Raw genomic sequence first — 20,262 nt, forward strand, 5'->3', positions numbered from 1 at the left:
ACAGATTATGTTATTTTTTTATTTTGTAATTCGTTACAAGGGAAAATCAGTAAACCCGTTGTGTCGTGACACAGCGATAAACTGGTAAATCGATCTCATTAAGAGCGTCGTTTACCTAAATTATCAAGGGTAGGAGCAGCTGATGAGCCAAAGTACGCTAAGAGTAGACGAGTTATATACTGATGATATTGATGAGAACATGGAAGAGTTCGATGAAGCAGCCGCAACAAAAGAGGCTGAAAATGAATCTGACGCTCAAGATGAAATTGAACTCATTGAAGGAGTCAATCAGCGTGCGTTAGATGCAACTCAGCTCTATTTAGGAGAAATTGGCTATTCTCCATTGTTGAGTGCTGAAGAAGAAGTATTCTTTGCTCGTAGAGCGTTACGAGGTGATATCCCGTCAAGACAACGGATGATAGAGAGTAATCTACGTTTAGTTGTTAAAATATCTCGCCGTTATACGAACCGAGGGTTAGCTCTTCTTGACTTAATTGAAGAAGGTAATTTAGGCCTTATTCGTGCTGTTGAAAAGTTTGATCCTGAAAAAGGGTTTCGTTTTTCAACCTATGCCACATGGTGGATACGTCAAACTATTGAACGTGCCATTATGAACCAAACCCGCACTATTCGTCTCCCCATTCATATCGTTAAAGAACTCAATGTCTATTTAAGAACCGCAAGAGAATTAGCACATAAGCTCGATCATGAGCCAAGTGTTGAAGAAATTGCGCAAACGCTGGATAAACCCGTCGATGATGTCAGCAAAATGCTACGTTTAAATGAACGTATTTCTTCTGTTGATACACCGATTGGTGGGGATTCAGATAAAGCCTTACTAGATATTATTTCAGACGAAAATGAAGAAGGGCCAGAAGCAACCATTCAAAATAATAACCTCAAGGAAAATATCGTAAAATGGTTATTTGAATTAAATCCAAAACAGCGCGAAGTATTAGCGCGTCGCTTTGGATTACTGGGTTACGAGGCTGAAACATTAGAAGATGTTGGTCGAGAAATTGGTTTGACAAGAGAGCGGGTTCGTCAGATCCAAGTTGAGGGATTGCGTCGTTTAAAAGATATTCTGCAAGGGCAAGGATTATGCATAGAGGCACTTTTTAAGATGAACTAGTTGCTTTAGATGCTCAATGCGTTATCAAGCCGATTAGTTAAATTAACTAATCGGCTTTTCTTTTGTTATTTATTTAGCTCTTTTAAGTGATAGAGCAATTCCAACGCTTGTTTTGGTGTTAATGAATCCGGATCAATTTTATTTAATGCTAATTCAACTTCAGAAGGCTCAATATCTGCTAATAACATCAGTTGTGACGTTTCTACATGGCTTGCCCCTGAATGACCTGATAGGGTTTCCAGCTCTTTTAATTTCTGCTTTGCACGGCGGATCACCTCTTTTGGCACACCGGCTAATGCCGCAACCGCTAAACCATAACTTTTACTGGCAGCACCTTCTTGAACACTGTGCATAAAGGCAATAGTCTCACCATGCTCTACCGCATCTAAGTGAATATTGGCAGTGCCTTCTAGTTTTTCTGGCAGTGTTGTTAATTCAAAATAGTGTGTGGCAAAGAGTGTCATTGCTTTAATGCGATTCGCTAAATTTTCGGCACAAGCCCAAGCGAGAGAAAGCCCATCATAAGTAGAAGTGCCTCGGCCAATTTCATCCATTAACACTAAACTGTTTTCAGTGGCATTATGAAGAATATTTGCGGTTTCTGTCATTTCCACCATAAATGTTGAACGACCTGAAGCCAGATCGTCAGAGGCACCCACGCGGGTAAAAATACGATCAATTGGGCCTATTACCGCTTTTTCTGCGGGCACAAAACTACCAATATAAGCCAGTAGCGTAATTAATGCCGCTTGACGCATATAGGTACTTTTACCGCCCATATTAGGGCCGGTAATAATGAGTAGACGACGTTGAGGCGCGAGTTGTAGAGGGTTTGAGATAAATGGCTCACTCAGTACTTGTTCTACAACAGGGTGACGTCCACCAGTGATTTGAATACCTGTTTTTTCTGTTAATTCAGGGCGTGTATAATTGAGTGATTCTGCACGCTCAGCGAGATTAGCCAGAACATCGGTTTCAGCTAACGCTTCAGCACTGGTTTGTAAGGCGGTTAGATGAGGTAATAGTTTTTCGAAAAGCTCTTCGTAGAGCATTTTTTCAATTGCTAATGCTTTACCTTTAGAGGTTAATACCTTGTCTTCATACTCTTTTAGTTCAGGAATAATATAGCGTTCAGCATTTTTCAGTGTTTGACGACGCACATAGTGCATTGGAACTAAATTGCTTTGGCCGCGACTGACTTGTATGTAGTAACCATGAACCCCATTAAAGCCAACCTTTAAGGTATCAATACCCCATTTTTCACGTTCACGAACTTCAAGCTTTTCAAGATAGTCACTCGCACCGTCAGCCAATGCTCGCCATTCATCTAATTCTGCATTATAACCAGGGGCTATCACCCCCCCATCGCGTACTAATACGGGTGGTGTTTCAACAATGGCATTTTCCAGTAATTCACGCAACTCATCAAACTGGCTGATACGCTGCTGTAATTCTTTAATATAGGGCATATCCGCTTGATCAAGCACTTGGTGGATATCTTGATATTGTTGAAAGGCATGGCGCATACGTGATAAGTCACGAGGACGAGCGGATCGCAATGCTAAACGAGCAAGTACCCGCTCTAAATCCCCCACCTGACGTAAAAAAGGCTGTAACTCAAAATAGAGGGGTTGTAAGGCGCTAATGGCATCTTGGCGTTTAATTAATTGTTCACGCTGGCGTAAAGGGGTGTGTATCCAACGTTTGAGCATACGGCTTCCCATTGGGGTCACGCACAGATCAAGTACAGATGCCAATGTGTTATCACAACCGCCAGCAAGATTTTGGGTTAATTCTAAATTACGGCGAGTGGCTGCATCTAAGATAATGGTATCTTGCGGACGCTCCATGGTAATGCTACGAATATGAGGCAACGCAGTGCGTTGCGTATCTTTAACATATTGTAATAAGCAACCTGCGGCACAAAGTGCAAGTCGGGCATTTTCAACACCAAATCCAGTTAAATCACGGGTTCCAAACTGTAAATTAAGTTGTTGTTTGGCGGTTTCACACTCAAACTCCCAAATTGGACGTCGGCGTAAACCTTGCTGACGCTCAATTAATGCCATTGACTCAAAGGTTTCTGGATAGAGTAGTTCTGCTGGGTGAGTGCGTTGCAGTTCAGCTGCCATACTTTCGCTATCCGGCATTTCAGTGACCCGAAAACGTCCAGAGGTGATATCTAAAGTGGCATAACCAAAAGCGCCATTTTTATCTTGCCAGATAGCGGCTAATAGATTGTCTTGGCGCTCTTCAAGTAGCGCTTCGTCCGTAACGGTGCCCGGTGTGACAATACGGATCACTTTACGCTCAACAGGGCCTTTGCTGGTGGCCGGATCACCAATTTGTTCACAGATGGCAACGGATTCCCCCAATTGCACTAATTTAGCCAGATAATTTTCAACCGCATGATGAGGAACGCCAGCCATAGGAATAGGTTGACCTGCCGACTGACCTCGTTTTGTTAATGAAATATCTAATAAGCGTGAGGCTTTTTTAGCATCATCAAAAAACAGTTCATAAAAGTCACCCATACGATAAAACAGTAAGATTTCTGGGTGCTCTGCCTTAAGCTTAAGATACTGCTGCATCATGGGGGTGTGGGATTCGAAATTTTGGCTGTCAGTCATGGTGTCGTCTTTCTTAACGTATTGAAGTTTATCTCGTTTGTGAGTATTGGTTGTTAAACTCTATCTGGTTTTATTTCACAAACATAATACGGCATCATACCATAAGGTTTCAGTGTGTTGCTTTAATCATCTAAATATCTTTGCCAATAAAAGTATGAGTGATGGCTTATTTTTATGATGTTCTGTGAAAGTGTAGCGTTATGTGTATTTAGACTATACAAATCCACCGTTCGGCTATATTCAGAATAAGTTTGGATTGGTGCTTGCAGAAAACAATAAAGGGCACGGATGCCCTTGTTTTAAAATTTAATCAGGATAGTTGTACCTAAAAGCTACATTTCAACGCCAAGTAACTTAGCTTCTTCTTGTAGTTTTTCTTTGCTAATACTCTTTAATACTTTTACTGAGTCATTCATGCATTGAGAGTTAATATCTTGGCATTGAGAGAAATCACCTGTTTCTTTACCTAATACTTTAGCAAGTAATACTATTTGCTTTATTTCATTAGGTACTTCATTGTTTCCCTTAATAAATTTATTAACAAACTTCATTTGCTCGTTTGTTATTTTTGATGCGACAGCAGGTACTGGTTTGCAATCTTTTAGCCCTGGAGAGCCTATAATTACGCTGTCACCAACACAGGCAAGTGTTATTTTTTGATTCTTATCTAAATCAGCAGCCATATCTCTGTATGGTTTTGCTAGATGAAGTCTTACAGTAGAGAACATTTCTCCTGTGTTTAAGCTAACAACAGGTATATCGCCAATACTTGAGTCTATGGATTTAATAATGCCTGTAATAATAATGTTCTTACCTTTATAGGTTTTATCTCCTCTTGCCTCATTGCTAGCATAAGTCTGTTGCATCTCTCTAGCTGTAACACGAATATAATCTGTAGTTATTTGTGAATCATTACCATTCAGTGAATTCATCACATCATTGTTAATGATTAACTCAGCCATCTTGTATTCTTTGTCTGTCATTGCTATTTTTTGTTCAGAAGATTTTACTGCTTCTGGTTTTTTATCAGAACCATCTTTATCTTTGCCGGCAAATATGCCAATAATGATTAGCACAACAAGAACAATCAACACCCATTTTAAAACTTTCTTCATTTCAATACCCTTTGATGGTTAAACAAAACTTTACAATTCTATTTAACCATCATAAAAGGGGATCGCAAGAAAAAACACAAAATATTAGTTTAATTGGGATTTATAGCACGCCGGTTATTCATATATGCTCGTTTTATAGTCATGTCAGTTCCACTGATAGGTAGATTAACTGGCTTCATAGGAGTGTTTGTTCTTATGTCTTATTTTACGGTGATATTTAATTGTCATCGATTCCATTCAGCTCATGCTGGTAAAACACCGTATGAAGTTTTAAAAGAATAAGCTTGGTCTTTAAGATTAAACATTAGCCAAGGTTCTGATTGACACACTAAGTTAAGCGACTTTTCAGATTTGCAGTTATCCTGTTGTCCTAATTTAGAAAAATAACTGGCTAATTTTTAACTAGAAAAATAATCTATATTGCATATAAAACAACGATAATAAAATGCACTATCGCCCGTTTGAAGTGAGACTAGTATGAAAAAGAATGAATTAGTTCAAGCAACAAGACCAACTCGTACTCAACTTATTCGTTCGGTAGCAACCTCTACGGCGATTGAAACAGGGCAGGAGTTCCGTCGCCTTGAAGAAGAAATGAAAGCAAAGCGTGAGAAGTTTGGGCATTTGAAACTTGCTACTTAGTTATCTTAGGCTCATATTTGTGTAGGATATCTATTTCGCTAGATACGCTTTCTTTTATTGAGTATTGAGCAAGTTACTTCGCTATTCCCCTGCAGAGGTAAACATAAAGCCACTTTTACTAATATTCATCGTGCGTAAGTAATAAGCATAAAGGTATTTCTCTATTCTAGAGTTATAGCAATCTATATACGTACAAGCTTGTAAAACTAAAGGGTGATCGTCTTAGCTCTACTTAGATGCAATAATGGGTACGCTCTTCCTTGATTATCCAACTCCGAACGTCCAGATATTTGAAAGCCCATATGCTGATAAAAACCGACGGCTTGCTGATTTTGTTCATTGACATCAACGCTTAAATTAGGATGAAGAGCTAATGCGTGTGATATTAACTGTTTTCCGATACCTAACCCGCGAGCCGATGCATCGATAAAAAGCGCCTCTAGATGATCGTCATGTAAAAACATAAAGCCGAGTGGGCGATCTTCTTGATTAGTAGCAACCCATACCGGTGTTTCGGAAAAAAAAAACGATAACTTCTTTTTCAATCTCTTGGCGATCGTTAGCTGTCAGAAAGTCATGTGTAGCATCGACTGAATTTTTCCAGATTTGTATGATTTCTGGTGCTTCTGAGGGGCGTGATATTCTAATTTTTAACATTTTTTACCTTTAGATAGACCTATTATATTAAAATAAACTTATACTAATGATATTAATGTCATTTTTTCTGATAAAAAAGTTATTTTTAAGTGTTGGAGCTAATCTAGAGGATATTTATTTTTTATAAAATATTATCATATGGTTATAAATTAAAATATAAAGCCATCAGCCGGTATCGTTCTTACCGTAAACAATCTTTTTTTAATAAGTCGGATAAATATGTGATCTATTACTAACTTTACTGTGCTAAGTTTGACGATATAAATATCCCATGTTAACGTCCTAGTAAACGTAGGGATTGTAATAGTACCTGGCTTACTACACAAAACCCATTTGTAGATGAAAAGTATTTTTTGTCTACAAATGGGTTTTTGCGTTTTTAAGCCTTAATAAAAGAAAATTTTTGAGCATGCCAGATGAACATGAAAATTAAAAAAATATTAAATAACAGTGTTGTGATCTCTCTGGATGAAGCAGAAAAAGAAATTATCGTCATGGGAAAAGGGATTGCCTACGCCAAAAAAGTAGGTGATGAGATAACATCTGAACAAATAACCAAAAAATTTATCTTAAGCCCTAAAAATTGTCCGCAGAGAGTGCTCGATCTTTTATCGAATATTACGTTGGATTACGTAGAAATTGCGGACAATATTATTCAGTATGCAAAAGAAAAAATGACCTTAGATACACAAGATAGTATCTATATTGCATTGATCGACCATATTCAAGCCAGCATTGAACGGTATAAAGAAGGGACCTTTATAAGAAATAAAATATTGTGGGAGATAAAAAATTTCTATAGTGAAGAGTTTGATATTGGTCTTTATGGCTTAAAATTAATTAATGATAGATTTAACATTTCAATGCCAGAAGATGAAGCAGGATTTATTGCATTACATATCGCCAGTATTAGAACAAACGATAATATTCAGCAAACCTACAAAGTGACCCACTTTATCCAAAGCATTACTAATATAGTCAAATATTATTTAAATATAGAGTACGACATAGTATCGTTAAATTATCGTCGTTTTGTGACACACCTTCGCTATTTCTCCATCCGATTATTTTCACAACCTGAAAATGATCACGAACCTTTAGAAAATGAGTTACTGGATATAATAAAAGACAAGTACCATCAACCTTATATGTGCTGTTTGAAAATAAGTAAATTTATTAAAGATAAATATAATTGCACCTTAGATGACAATGAAATTTTATATCTAATAATCCATATTGCAAAAATTGCAGAGGATAATAAAAAGATGAATAAATAAAAAATATGCCGTAATAATAAATCATTTAAATTTAGTTGGTCAGGCGATAACCAACTCTATCCATATATCTTTAATTTATTTTTACAGAATAAATAAAAGGCAATGCTATGAATTATAAAGAATTTGCAAAACAAATTCTCGCTATTGTTGGTGGCGAGGATAATATAAAGTCATTAGTACACTGCTCGACTCGATTACGTTTTACATTACATAATGAAGATAAAATTGATCCTTCAAAAGCCAAAGCAAATAGTAAAATATTATCTGATGTGATGAAGGGAGGACAATATCAACTGGTTATCGGTAATGATGTTGATAAAGTATTTAATGAACTAACAAAAATGATAAAAACAAATAATACTCCTCATGATAATAATAAAGACCAGAAGAAACAGTCTATCGTAAATAAAGTATTATCAGCAATTACTGGCTCTATCGCTCCGGTTATCCCTCTGTTAGCGGGTGCCGGTATGGGGAAAGTGTTACTTATTGTATTAACGATGCTTGGTTGGTTGGATAAAAATGACCAAACCTATTATATCCTTAACTTTATCTTTAATACGGCCTTCTATTTTATGCCGGTATTTATTGGTTTCTCGGCGGCGAAAATATTTAATTGTAACCAATATTTAGCTGCTATGGTCTGTTTAGCGATGGTCAGCCCTGAATGGACAAGCTTAGTTAAAGCCGGTGAGCCTGTCGAATTTATGCATATTCCTGTCGCTTTGGTTAAATATTCATCTCAACTGATCCCTGCCTTAATTACTGTTTGGATGATGTCTTATATTGAACGCTTTATTGTTCGTATTGTGCCAGAAATGGTTAAAGTATTTATGGTGCCTTTATTGGTGATTTTAGTTTCGACACCTATTGCGTTGATTGCGGTCGGTCCTGTCACTTCATGGTTCGCTCAATTAATTGCTGATGGGGTGATCTTAATCCAAGAGCACACTGGTTTTATTGCTATTCCATTATTAGTGGCTATTTATCCATGGTTAGTATCTATTGGTATGCATAAAGCACTTAGTCCTGTCAGTATTATGTTAGTGGAGCAAAAAGGTTTTGACCCGATTATTCGTGTGATGGCGCTATGCTCCAACATGTCTCAGGCTGCTGCTTCTTTAGCTGTTTCTGTACGTACTAAAAATAAAACCTTAAAACAATTAGCTTTTTCTGCCAGTATTACCGCTTTTTTTGGTGGTATAACTGAACCCGCTATGTATGGGGTGAACCTCAAACTGAAAAAACCAATGTACGCTTGTATGATTGGTGGTGCTATTGCAGGATTATTTGCTGGTATTGTTAAGTTAAAAGCGTTTGTCTATGTCACTCCGGGGTTATTAAGTTTACCAATGTGGATATCTGATACAGATAACCAAGTAGTAAATGCAATAATCACCTTATTGATTGCCAGTGTAGCCACTTTTATTGCAACTCTTATTATTGGTTTTGATGATCCTACTGATGACCCAATCCGTGACGAAGAAGAAAATAATAAACAAGCTGCATCAACCAACAAAAAACCACAAATAGCGAATAGTAAATTACCTGTTGGGTTAATTTCACCTCTGCAAGGTAAAACGGTTGCACTTTCAGAGGTTAATGATGAAACATTTGCCTCTGGCATCATGGGACCTGGCATGGCAATTATCCCCACAACAGGAAAAGTGATTGCACCTGCAGATGGCGTTGTTGATATTACCTTTTCTTCTGGTCATGCGATTGGCTTAACACTGGTTAACAATATTGAAATGCTGATCCATGTGGGGATTGATACCGTTAACTTAGCGGGACAGCACTTCACATGCTGTGTCGTTAAAGGTCAGAAGGTGACAAAAGGTGATACGCTAATTGAATTTGATTTAGATGCGATAATAGCCGCAGGCTATGATCCAACAACGATGATCATCATTACTAATGATGATCATAAACTAGACGTTGTTCAGACCGATAAAAAACATGTCGACCAAAATACAGTTTTACTAACCGTGGGTTAAAACAATATGAATAACAAGCTTATGGTAACTAACGATTATTGCGCGACTATTTTTAATGGAAGAATTAACAGAGGTACTTCTTCATGATCTATGCTGATTTACATGTTCACACAAACCATAGTGATGGTGTTTGTGAAATAAAAGATGTCCTTGAAAATGCATTTAGAAACGGCATTAAGACTATTGCGATCACCGATCACGATACTACCAATCATTATGACGAAATTTACCGAGAAGGGGAGCGTCTTGGATTAAATATCGTCAAAGGTGTTGAAATGAGTTGTTATGACTTTGACGTTTATAAAAAAGTCCATGTAGTGGGACTTTGGCTTAACGAAAAAACGCCCAACGTTGACAAGCTGTGTGATAACACTCTCAACTGTCGTGATCAGTTTCACCGAGAATTAATATTATCTCTCAATCAACAAGGCTACGATATTTGTTATGAAGATGCGAAAAAGTTCTCAAAATATAATATCGTTTTTAAAATGAATATATTCCAAGCATTGAGAGAAAAATATCCAGAGGAAATGACCAAAGAGCGTTATAAACAACTTTTTGGCTCTAAAACAAAAATAGAAACAGACTTAAAAATGGGGTATATCCCTGTTGATGAAGGAATTGCTGCTATCTTACAAGACGGTGGTATTCCTATACTTGCTCACCCATGTGTCTATGACAACTATGATGAAATAGAAAAATATGTCCAGTTTGGATTGAAAGGATTAGAAATAAGTCATTCTAGAATGAAACCTATCGACTATGAACTGACCCAAAACTATGCTAATAAATTTGGTTTGCTAAAAAGTGGCGGTAGTGACTTCCATGATCCTGCGTTACTTAAATTTGGCGATTTTGGCCTAAATCAAACACAATTTGAGACCTTAAAAAAGGACGCAAATAAATAAGTAATGATCTGACTTGATATAATGAAACGATTAAACGCCCAGATGGTTTATTGGGCGTTATCTTTAAGCCCCCATATTGTCTTTTCTCACATTATCCAACCCATTTTACATCTTCTTTTTCTGCTTGGTCGTCTGATTTTTAATCGACATTGTCAGTAAACCCTGTTACTAATCTTATTTTTGAGATAGACACCAGCTATTTTTATATCTGAATTAGTATGATTTTAAAAAAATTGATTTGCGAATTTGAGCAAAACCGATTTTTCTCATCATAATTTTTACCCACTTTGATGGGGATATCTAATCAATATAGCCGTGTTATTTTAAGCAAAATGAACGTTGTAATTATTAAAAAAACATCAATTACTTAATTTTATCTTATTGAGATGCTCTTTTTTTGATTGTAAATATATCGCAAAAATTAAAGTAAACTAAATTAATTTAACTTAAGTGAAAATAATTAACACGCAGTGCGTGTAAAATTGCATTTATTAACGAATTTAGACTAAGTAATTTTACTATTGAATTTATTCATTTTTTTCTACATGCATGAAACAAAAAATAGATAAATATTTAACAAACAATAGTTGTAAACTATCGTATTTTGATTATCTATCGTTTTAAACATGTTTACATAAATTGATAAGCAAACTATTGTCTCTGCAAATCAGATGTAAATCGTATTTTAAATTTTTCTATTTAAATTTATTAATGAGAATAAAGTAAGTGGTAATTTACATATACGAAGGTGGCTTTTCATGAATATCGATAAGAATAGAGGATCTGATTCTTTATTATTAAGGAAGAATATTGGAAATTTTATTAGAGAATCTCGTATACGTAAATCTCTAACAGGAGCCCAATTAGGCGAATTACTTGATGTGAGTCAGCAACAAATATCAAGATATGAAAATGGAATAACAAGTATCAATATTGAAACATTAGATATGATATTAAAATTATTGGATGCTGACTGGTCTGAGTTTTATCGAAAAGTTCTTGTCGTAGATATTATAAAACATAAATTAAAAAATAGTGATTCGTTTCCATTCTATTTGCGTGTTTAGATGATTTATATCATCTGTATAAATACAGTTTAAATTTTATATAAAAATTTAAATAGTCATAAGTTTTTAAAAGTAATGGAAGTAACAATATCATCTCTGGATGGGATGAGGATAATGTGTGTAACTATATATCATAGTTAATTTTTTAACGCTTTAATTCCTACGTTAAATATAAAGGTAAAAATATGAAATTGAATAAATTAGCGATGTTCGCTATTGCATCAATGGCTTTTTCTGCGACTGTTGCTCAAGCGGCTTCAGGTGATGGTACTATTACTTTCACTGGTAAAGTTATTGATGCACCTTGTGGTATTGCTACCGAAAGTGCTAACCAAGCTATCGATTTTGGTCAAATCAGCAAAAGCCTATTAGAGAAAGATGGTATTTCTCAAGTTAAACAAATCCCAATTAAATTGGTTAATTGTGATTTAACTAAAGCCGGTTCTGATACTGGTGCTGCAGGTTCTTATAAAGGCGTAAAAGTAACCTTTAATGGAAATACTATTACTGGTGCAACAGAAGAGTTAGCAACAACTGGTAATACAGGGACTGCTATTGTTATTTCAGGAACAACAACTGGTTCAATGGTTAAATTCAATGAAGCAGGTGAATTACAAGCACTGGGTAATAATGATAATACGCTGATGTATACAGCTTGGGCTAAGAAAGCAACAAACGGAACAATTGCTGAAGGTGAGTTTAACGCTACAACAAACTTCACATTAGCCTATGAATAAAAAATATTAAATTTAACGAGAGCAGTTAATCTGCTCTCGATTATTTAAGGCCAAAATCTATGTTTAAAAAAATCATAATATTATTATTTTTCACTAAAATCTTTTCAACATATGCAAGCGGAGCTGTATTGGATAAATATATCCCATCAGATAAAGTTTGGTGGCAAGGAACAGCAAAGTTTTTAGGAAAAGTAATTTCGCCTGCTTGCACATTAGATATGGATAGTAAATATCAATTGGTTGATCTAGGTACTATACCTGTTAATAAAATGAACAATAATGATGATTTATTAGCGAGTAAAAAAATAAAAATAAAATTATCTGATTGCCAATTTATTAATAAGACTAAAAATATCGATAAAGTGAAAGGCGTTACGTTAACATTTTATTCAGATGTTAGTGGATCTAAAGCTGATTTATTTTCATTTAATAACAGTGATGAAGTCTATTTTAAAATAATAGATGAATATGGATATAGCGCTAATTCTGGAGAGTCATTACCATTAATATATGTTGATGGGGATAATACATATCTATATTACAAAATAGACGTTGTAAAAAAGTTGGATGTAATTACTCCTGGTGATTATTATGCAAGCGTTTTATTCAAAATAAATTATGAATGATTAGCTGCTTTCAACTTCTCATTAAAACTTTAAGACTTAAATAATTAAGGTTATTAGCCAATATGAACAGAGAGAATATGAGTGGAAGATCTACAAGCATTTTGGCAACTATATTATTTATAATTTATTCTCAAAATGTATATTCTGTAGAGTTTAACTTAGATGTTGTTGACTCTAAATCTAAAGATAATATTAACTTTGCTAGGTTTAGTGAAGCTGGTTATATTTTACCGGGTAAATATCAGCTTAACTTAGTACTTAATGGACAAGGGATCGGTTCATCAACATATACTGTTAACGTATTAGAAAGAGAAAATAAATCTCAAGATGAAAATAAAAAACTGTTATCTCAAGCCTGTTTAACAGGTGATATTATTTCATCTTTAGGATTAAAGGAAAAAATAGAAAATAATCTACCAACATGGAATGATGGAAAATGTATTGACTTATTAAGCCTAGATGGTGTTGAAGTTACAACAAAATTAAATGAAGGTATATTATCAATTAAAATACCTCAAATATGGCTTGAGTATACAAGTGCTACTTGGTTACCACCATCTCGCTGGGATGATGGGATCTCAGGTTTGATCCTTGATTATAATATTAACACCAATGTTAATATCCCTCATGAAGGAAGCAATACGCAAAGTATTTATTACAATGGTACTGTTGGTTATAACTTCGGTAGCTGGCGTATTCGTTCTGATTATCAAGGGAATTATAATCGAACCTCTGGTGATGCGGAAAACAATAAAGATTTATTAAATTTTACTCGAGTTTATGGATATCGCGCGATCCGCAGTTTAAAGTCTAACCTAACCATCGGTGAAAACTTTATAAACTCCAATATATTTAATTCCTGGCGTTATACGGGGATTAGTTTAGAAAGTGATGATCGGATGCTCTCTCCTCAACTAAGGGGATATGCACCACAAGTTACAGGGATCGCTGAAACTAACGCAAGGGTAGTTGTTAAGCATCAAGGACGTATTCTTTACGATTCAACAGTACCCGCAGGTCCATTTGCCATTCAAGATTTAGACAGTTCGGTGCGTGGTAAATTGGATGTTGAGATTATTGAGCAAAATGGAAAGACGAATAAATTTCAAATTGATACAGCCTATGTTCCTTATTTAACAAGACCGGGACAAGTTCGTTATAAGGTTGTTGCAGGACGCTCTAGAGATAAATTACATAATACAGAAGGACCTATATTTGGTACGACTGAAGCTGCTTTTGGTTTAAGTAATGCTTGGACTATGTATGGTGGTACCATTTTCGCCGGTGATTATAATAGTGTAGCACTTGGGGTTGGGCGCGATATGTTCGCTTTCGGTGCGGTATCTGCCGATATTACACAATCTTATGCACGATTACCTGATCGTGGCACTATGCAAGGTAAGTCATGGCGAGTCAGTTACTCTAAACGTTTTGATAATTTGGATGCGGATGTAACCTTCGCTGGATACCGATTTAATGAACGTAATTATATGACGATGCAAAATTATTTAGATGCACGTTATCGTGATGATTTTACTGGAAAAGAGAAAGAACTCTATACAGTAACCTTTAATAAAGGTCTTTCTGAATATAACACATCAATTGGGGTGCAATATAATCATCAGACATATTGGGATCAAAGTAATTCCGATTATTATTCTATTAACTTAAATAAATATATGGATGTTTTTGCAGTTAAAAATATTTCATTAAATTTATCTGCATCGAGATCTAAATACTATGGCAAAGATAATGATGTCTTCTTTGCGAGAGTCAGTATTCCATTAGAGAATAATAGAGGATTTATAAATTATGATGGCTCAAGAAATTCGGGGAACTATACGCATAATATAGGGTACTTTAATACCACGGAAGATAACTTAGCTAATTATAATTTAAATGTTTCAACGACATATGGCGATGATATGGATAGTAGTTCAAGCTTCTCTGGCTATTATGGACGCTATACTTCAATCGCTAATATTAATGCGAATGCCACTATCTCAAATAAAAATACCTCATCATTTGGTTTTTCTGCTAATGGGGGCTTAACGATTACCGCTAAAGGAGCAGCGCTTCACCCAGATGGATTTAATGGTGGTACTCGCTTATTAGTTGATACTGAAGGTGTTGCAGGAGTACCAGTTGATGGTGGCCGTGTAACAACCAATAATTGGGGTTATGGTGTTGTTACCGATATTAATAGTTATTATCGCAATGAAACAACGATCGATTTAACTAAATTACCTAATAATATAGAAGCGACACAGGCGATTGTAGAATCTTCATTAACTGAAGGTGCTATTGGTTATAGAAAATTTGAAGTATTAAAAGGTGAGAAGGCCTTTGCAATAATTAGGTTAGCTGATAACTCTTATCCACCATTTGGTTCAATAATTAGTAATGCTAAAGGACGAGAGCTAGGAATAATTAGTGATGATGGTTTTGCTTGGCTAACAGGTATTAACCCAAATGAAGAAATTAGAGTATCTTGGGGAGCTGAACAACAATGTGTCGCTAAACTTCCAAATAAAATAGAACCGAGTAATAAGATATTATTATTGTGTGAAAAATAAATATCGGTAATTAATAAACGACAAAGGTCTTGAAATGAAAAAAATATCATTTTTATTATTAGGATTAATGGTTACATCAAACTCCTATGCAGCAATTTCTTTAGATAGAACAAGAGCTATATACGAAGGTGGGTCAAATGCATTAGTTATTAATATTACTAATGATAATAAACAATTACCTTATTTAGCCCAAACATGGATTGAAAATGATAAGAATGAAAAAATTGAGCTAGGGCCATTAATTGCCACACCATTAGTTCAGCGATTAGAGCCTGGTGATAAAGCGTTAATTAAAGTATCTGCGACACCAGATATTGAAAAGTTACCTAACGATAGAGAAACATTATTTTATTTTAATGTTAGAGAAGTTCCACCTAAAGCTGAAGACAATAATGTATTACAAATTGCCTTACATACAAAAATAAAATTGTTTTATAGACCGAAACAAATATTGAGAGAGCCAAATGCTATTTGGCAAGATCAATTAGTTTTAAATAAGCTATCTGACGGTTATGAAATAGAGAATCCAACACCTTATTACGTCACTGTATTCGGTATTGGTGGTTCAAAGAAAGAAGCGGTTGATTCTGAGTTTAATGCAGTCATGATTGCCCCTAAATCGTCACAAAGGGTTAATAGTAAAGTGTACTCAACGCCATACTTATCTTATATAAATGATTATGGTGGAAGACCGACAATTAAATTTCAATGTCAAGCTAATCGTTGTGTAGCAGAGAAAAAATAAAAACTGATTTTGGAGATAGAAAGGTGAAGAATAGAAAATTTATTTTTATGTTGATGCTTTACATTAATGGCCTTTTTATTTCTCAAATTGGCTTTGCAGAACCTGTTGCTCGAGATAAATCATTCTTTAATATTAATAGAGCAAAAATTGATTTTTATAATCAAAATGAAAAAAATCAACATGGTTTTATATATATAAAAGGCTCATTTTTAAATGCTCCTTGTGAGCTTATTTCGAATGAAATTAGTTTAAAAGAGCTATACATAAAAGATATTGATGTCGTTATTGGTGGTTGTAATATTTATAGTGATTTTAAAAACAGCTCAAATAGTAAACCTGCGTTTACTAGTGTGTTAAGTTTCACAAATAAAATCAACGATAACGTAGAAAATATTGATATAAGAATGAATAGATTAAAGCATTATAAAGATAATGTTATTTTGAATTACCTCTTTTCAGATGAAATAAAGAGAAATATTCTTGACCGGAAGTTAAATATATTAACTCTTAAATTGCAGTATAATTAATTTAAGGTAGATCATATGGTTATTTATTTTTATAGAGAATGGGTAAAAATATTATTTTTTATGCTTATTTTTTTACCTGTTGCAAATGCGGCTACAACAATGAATTTTGATGGTACTTTGATTGATACGCCATGTAGAATTGATCAGCCAAGTTTAAATCAAAATGTGGTTTTTTTAAATAGCACACCAAGGGATTATTGGAAATATCCTGCGGTTAGACCTGCAGAAAAATTTACCATTAAACTGATCCAATGTGATGCAAAATCGTTATGGAAATCAGTGAAAATTAAATTTAATGGGCAGCCAGAGCCAGAGATGGGGGCTGAACAACAAAAGTACCTTACACTTTCTTCTGGCGTTAATAAAAGTAAGTTAGCCATTGGATTAATTGATATAGATGGAAACCAACGTATTACTTTAGGTGAAAACCATAACGGTGGAAATGGAACTCAACTTAACGATGGCACGATGTTGCTAACCTTTAATGCATTTGTTGAAGCGACACCAAAAGCAATACAGGAAAAAAGTGTTGTACCTGGAGTTTATAATGCCACGGTAGAATTTGAGGTTTCTTATGAATAAAAGTAAATATTTTATACTGCCTATTTTTTTATATTTACTATCAGGAACTGCACGGGCAGTTGATATAAATATAGCTATTACAGGCGCTATTTATGTTCCACCTTGTGTTGTTAATAATAATATCCCTATACAGTTTTCTTTTAATCAAATAATGACTTATAAAGTCGATGGTCAAACAAGCGCTATCACAAAAAATATTCCTATTACATGTACTTATTTTAAGGGCTCACCTTACGTCAAAGTATCTGGCATTCAGTTAGCTGGAGCGCCTGATAATGTGCTTAAAGTTTCCGCAGATAGCGTGAATTCAAATCGATTTGGCCTTGCCTTATATCAAGGAGAGAGTGTTGATGAGAATAATCCTTTGCGTTTGAATGGTTCAGCCCCTCGAGGTTATGCCATTACAAAAGGTTTTTCTAATACAGGGCAAGACAGGAGCCAATTTACTATTACTGCTGTTCCTTTTAAAACAGGTACTGCTGATTTATCTCCTGGAAATTTTACGGCCTCCGCATCATTAAGCATTGTTTATAACTAAACCTAAAACAGAGTCAATGATGAGTATCAGAGACTGAGGTTTATGTAATCCTAAAAAGTAGGACGGTTTAAATGAATAAGACATTAATAGGAATAGCTTTATTTTCTTTAGCCACACCATATGCGGTAGGCTGGCAACAAAATTTTTTGCATGTACCGTCAAATGGTAGTACTGCATCAGCAACAGCCCCTGCGCTTAATGTGACAGATGCTAACGCCAGTGGTGTAATTAAGGTGACCATACCTCAGGTTAAAGGGTGGCGGGTTATCGCTTCTTACTGTAGTGGTTCAGGCTCAATGGCAGAAGAAGGAAATTACCGCTATTGGATTAGATTGCCACAAACAAATACTTGGCAAAAACATTCATCAGGATTGAGCTATTATTTGTCCAATCTCTCTTGGACACTAGCAGGTACCAATAATAACAATAATCAGGTTTATGTAGGGCCAAATTATTATGCTAAGCAGTCACCGAGTGGTTGCCATAGTGTTGGAACCGTTTGGGGATTAGGTTCTGCAGTGCTTCCGTTAGATCGTTCTATGTCATTAACTGTGGCAGTGTCCAGAGCGACGGCTTATCCGGGATCATATAATTTAAATATTCCTTTTGCATGGGCTTATGAAGAAAATAAAGGGTCTGGTGGTAACAGTACGGGTTATCTTCAATTTGGTAATGCAATGAAGCCTTATATGAATAGTTATATTAATATTCCTGTGAGTATCACAAGTAAATGTAATATTAAAAACCAAGTTATTAACTTATCTCATGGAAATATGACCCCAGAAGAATCTATTAACAATGTGACGCCACCTTATAACTATCAACTAACGTGTGATTATGATGCATCAGTATCCGTTTCATTAATAGGAAGTGCACCTGTTTCTGGAAAAACGGAAAACTATACAAAATGTGGTAATGGTGGCTCTTGTGAGTTGAAATATAACGATACCGAATATAAAGGTAAATTTAAACTTAACGCAGGTGCTGCAAAAACATTTTCTATCACATCAACCTTTCATCCTAATGATATAAGAAACCCTGTTGAAGGTAGTTTTCAAGGAAGTGCTATTTTGCGGGTATTGGTTGACTGATCAGGCGCTTAATATTGTAAGTAAATGCCGTCATCATATTGAATAGCAATAGCTCTTTCTTGTTCTTACCGAATATAGAGCAGTGTATGAGCTATTGCTATTAGCTTTTTGTTTGTACTGATAATCAACTTTTATTCTATATCATCTAAAAACGCCGGAGATGGGACAAAGAATAATGTGCCCGTGACGGGGGTACTAAATTTTAGTAGTTTATCGGTATGTCCTTCAGGTGTTCCTGCAAACATATTTTCTAACATACGGTTTGTTGTTGAGAAATAGCGAGCATAACCAATAAAATAGGTACCATATTCATTTTTGGAGGGATTTGAAAACGGCATATTTGCTCGTACGATTTTTAAATCATCACCGTTTTCATCTTGAATATTGGTGACGACATTGTGTGAGCCTGGATCTTTTTCTTCATCAGTTAGTTCAACATCATTGAATTTATGCCTACCGATCACTTTTTCTTGCTCGATGAGAGATTGGTTTTCCCAAGCCGCCATATCATGAATGTATTTTTGTACAAATGCATAACTTCCACCGGTAAACAGTGGATCTTCATCACCAATAACCGCATAAGCGACACGCTCATCTTCAAACTCAGGATTTTCTGTTCCATCCACAAAGCCAATAATTGAGCGACCATCAAAATAGCGGAAACCATGTACTTCATCTTCTGAGGTGGCAATAGAGTTTAATTTTTGGCTAATAATTGCGGCTAATTCATAACAAGCGGATACCTTTAGTGCCCGTATGTGAAAAAACAGATCGCCAGGTGTCGATACTGCGGTATACACATCGCCGTTGATTTGCTTAAAGGTATTTAATTCTCGCGGTTTAGCTTGATTAGGGAATAGTTTAGACCATGCATCAGCACCAAATCCCATCACACAACTTACGTCTAATTCAGGGAAACGGGTTCTCATACTACGAAGAAGACCTGATAGATTATTACAAAAGTCGATAAGAGTAGGGCGGGTTTCCGATGAGTTAATAAGATTAAAGACTAGAAAATAAGCGTTCTCACAGGGGGTTTTTGTTACATCTTGATATTTCATAGTGCTTCCTAATAGATACGTGGCAGAAAATTTTGCTTAATGCGATATAAGTAAAAACTAAATTTAGTTTTACACCAAAGCATTTCCTTTTACAAAGCATGGTTTTTGATTTTTATCATTAAAGATGAATAGTAAATATTTTTTTGGTTGGAAAACAATCGAACTGTGATTTTTGTGATAAATAATGCTTTTTATATAAATTTGAAAAAATTCTTAGCTTTTCTTTAGAGTAAATCACTAACTTATACAGGTATTTAGAATATAGTATTGATGTTTTTTAGCCATAGTGTTGATTAAATAAGCATTTAGAGCTTATATACAGCTAGAATTTATTTTATTTTAATCAGAAAACTC

The 20,262-nt window shown here is 35.1% G+C and carries 17 protein-coding genes and 1 pseudogene; 14 read left to right on the forward strand and 4 right to left on the reverse strand.

Annotated features, from left to right (window positions below):
• Positions 1–142: 142 nt before the first annotated feature.
• Entirely contained in the window at positions 143–1,132 is a 990-nt protein-coding gene (gene rpoS, locus AACU95_RS09925; protein WP_004244343.1) for an RNA polymerase sigma factor RpoS, read from the forward strand.
• A gap of 65 nt (positions 1,133–1,197) precedes the next feature.
• On the opposite strand, the gene mutS is transcribed toward rpoS, so the two are convergent.
• Together mutS and AACU95_RS09935 are read right to left on the reverse strand one after the other, a co-directional pair.
• A complete protein-coding gene (mutS, locus tag AACU95_RS09930) occupies positions 1,198–3,762 on the reverse strand; it encodes a DNA mismatch repair protein MutS (protein WP_017627877.1) in 2,565 nt (854 codons plus the stop codon).
• Positions 3,763–4,094: 332 nt separating this feature from the next.
• Positions 4,095–4,877, reverse strand: coding sequence for an OB-fold protein (locus AACU95_RS09935; RefSeq protein ID WP_036905079.1), 783 nt, complete (start codon positions 4,875–4,877; stop codon positions 4,095–4,097).
• A gap of 477 nt (positions 4,878–5,354) precedes the next feature.
• On the opposite strand from AACU95_RS09935, the gene AACU95_RS09940 reads away from it, so the two are divergent.
• Positions 5,355–5,519 carry a hypothetical protein gene (locus tag AACU95_RS09940; protein WP_165715184.1) on the forward strand — a complete coding sequence of 55 codons (165 nt, stop codon included), beginning with the start codon at positions 5,355–5,357 and terminating at the stop codon, positions 5,517–5,519.
• Positions 5,520–5,725: 206 nt separating this feature from the next.
• Here AACU95_RS09940 and AACU95_RS09945 read toward each other — a convergent pair.
• Positions 5,726–6,176 (reverse strand): annotated as a pseudogene (locus tag AACU95_RS09945) (acetyltransferase).
• 416 nt (positions 6,177–6,592) lie between these two features.
• Between AACU95_RS09945 and licT the strand changes: the two are divergent.
• The 12 genes from licT (at position 6,593) to AACU95_RS10005 (ending at position 18,847) form a co-directional block, all read left to right on the forward strand.
• The gene (gene licT / locus AACU95_RS09950) at positions 6,593–7,453 is read left to right on the forward strand and encodes a BglG family transcription antiterminator LicT (RefSeq protein WP_080047771.1); all 861 of its coding nucleotides are present in this window, start codon (positions 6,593–6,595) and stop codon (positions 7,451–7,453) included.
• A gap of 107 nt (positions 7,454–7,560) precedes the next feature.
• On the forward strand, positions 7,561–9,450 hold the full coding sequence (locus tag AACU95_RS09955; RefSeq protein WP_049211120.1) for a beta-glucoside-specific PTS transporter subunit IIABC: 1,890 nt from the start codon (positions 7,561–7,563) through the stop codon (positions 9,448–9,450).
• 83 nt (positions 9,451–9,533) lie between these two features.
• Positions 9,534–10,358, forward strand: a complete 825-nt coding sequence (locus tag AACU95_RS09960; RefSeq protein ID WP_004244334.1) for a PHP domain-containing protein — start codon at positions 9,534–9,536, stop codon at positions 10,356–10,358.
• 758 nt (positions 10,359–11,116) lie between these two features.
• Positions 11,117–11,425 (forward strand): helix-turn-helix domain-containing protein, encoded by a 309-nt coding sequence (locus tag AACU95_RS09965; protein ID WP_004244333.1) that lies wholly within the window; start codon positions 11,117–11,119, stop codon positions 11,423–11,425.
• A 185-nt stretch (positions 11,426–11,610) separates the two neighbouring features.
• Positions 11,611–12,162 carry a fimbrial protein gene (locus tag AACU95_RS09970; protein ID WP_004244332.1) on the forward strand — a complete coding sequence of 184 codons (552 nt, stop codon included), beginning with the start codon at positions 11,611–11,613 and terminating at the stop codon, positions 12,160–12,162.
• 59 nt (positions 12,163–12,221) lie between these two features.
• Complete coding sequence (locus AACU95_RS09975) at positions 12,222–12,788, forward strand: fimbrial protein (protein ID WP_004248677.1); 567 nt, start codon at positions 12,222–12,224, stop codon at positions 12,786–12,788.
• A gap of 77 nt (positions 12,789–12,865) precedes the next feature.
• A complete protein-coding gene (locus tag AACU95_RS09980) occupies positions 12,866–15,364 on the forward strand; it encodes a PapC/FimD family outer membrane usher protein (RefSeq protein WP_004248675.1) in 2,499 nt (832 codons plus the stop codon).
• Positions 15,365–15,398: 34 nt separating this feature from the next.
• Positions 15,399–16,109 (forward strand): fimbrial biogenesis chaperone, encoded by a 711-nt coding sequence (locus tag AACU95_RS09985; RefSeq protein ID WP_004244325.1) that lies wholly within the window; start codon positions 15,399–15,401, stop codon positions 16,107–16,109.
• Between the two features lie 23 nt (positions 16,110–16,132).
• On the forward strand, positions 16,133–16,636 hold the full coding sequence (locus AACU95_RS09990; RefSeq protein WP_004248673.1) for a hypothetical protein: 504 nt from the start codon (positions 16,133–16,135) through the stop codon (positions 16,634–16,636).
• A 15-nt stretch (positions 16,637–16,651) separates the two neighbouring features.
• Entirely contained in the window at positions 16,652–17,218 is a 567-nt protein-coding gene (locus AACU95_RS09995) for a fimbrial protein (protein ID WP_004244323.1), read from the forward strand.
• Positions 17,211–17,756 carry a fimbrial protein gene (locus tag AACU95_RS10000; RefSeq protein WP_004244322.1) on the forward strand — a complete coding sequence of 182 codons (546 nt, stop codon included), beginning with the start codon at positions 17,211–17,213 and terminating at the stop codon, positions 17,754–17,756. The genes AACU95_RS09995 and AACU95_RS10000 overlap by 8 nt, the downstream gene beginning before the upstream one ends.
• Positions 17,757–17,827: 71 nt before the next feature.
• Complete coding sequence (locus AACU95_RS10005; RefSeq protein ID WP_004244321.1) at positions 17,828–18,847, forward strand: hypothetical protein; 1,020 nt, start codon at positions 17,828–17,830, stop codon at positions 18,845–18,847.
• A 131-nt stretch (positions 18,848–18,978) separates the two neighbouring features.
• Here AACU95_RS10005 and AACU95_RS10010 read toward each other — a convergent pair whose 3' ends face one another.
• On the reverse strand, positions 18,979–19,908 hold the full coding sequence (locus tag AACU95_RS10010) for a Dyp-type peroxidase (protein ID WP_004244320.1): 930 nt from the start codon (positions 19,906–19,908) through the stop codon (positions 18,979–18,981).
• Positions 19,909–20,262 lie beyond the last annotated feature (354 nt).

This window comes from Proteus sp. G4415 (genome assembly GCF_963896075.1).
In the GTDB taxonomy this organism is placed as follows: domain Bacteria; phylum Pseudomonadota; class Gammaproteobacteria; order Enterobacterales; family Enterobacteriaceae; genus Proteus; species Proteus mirabilis.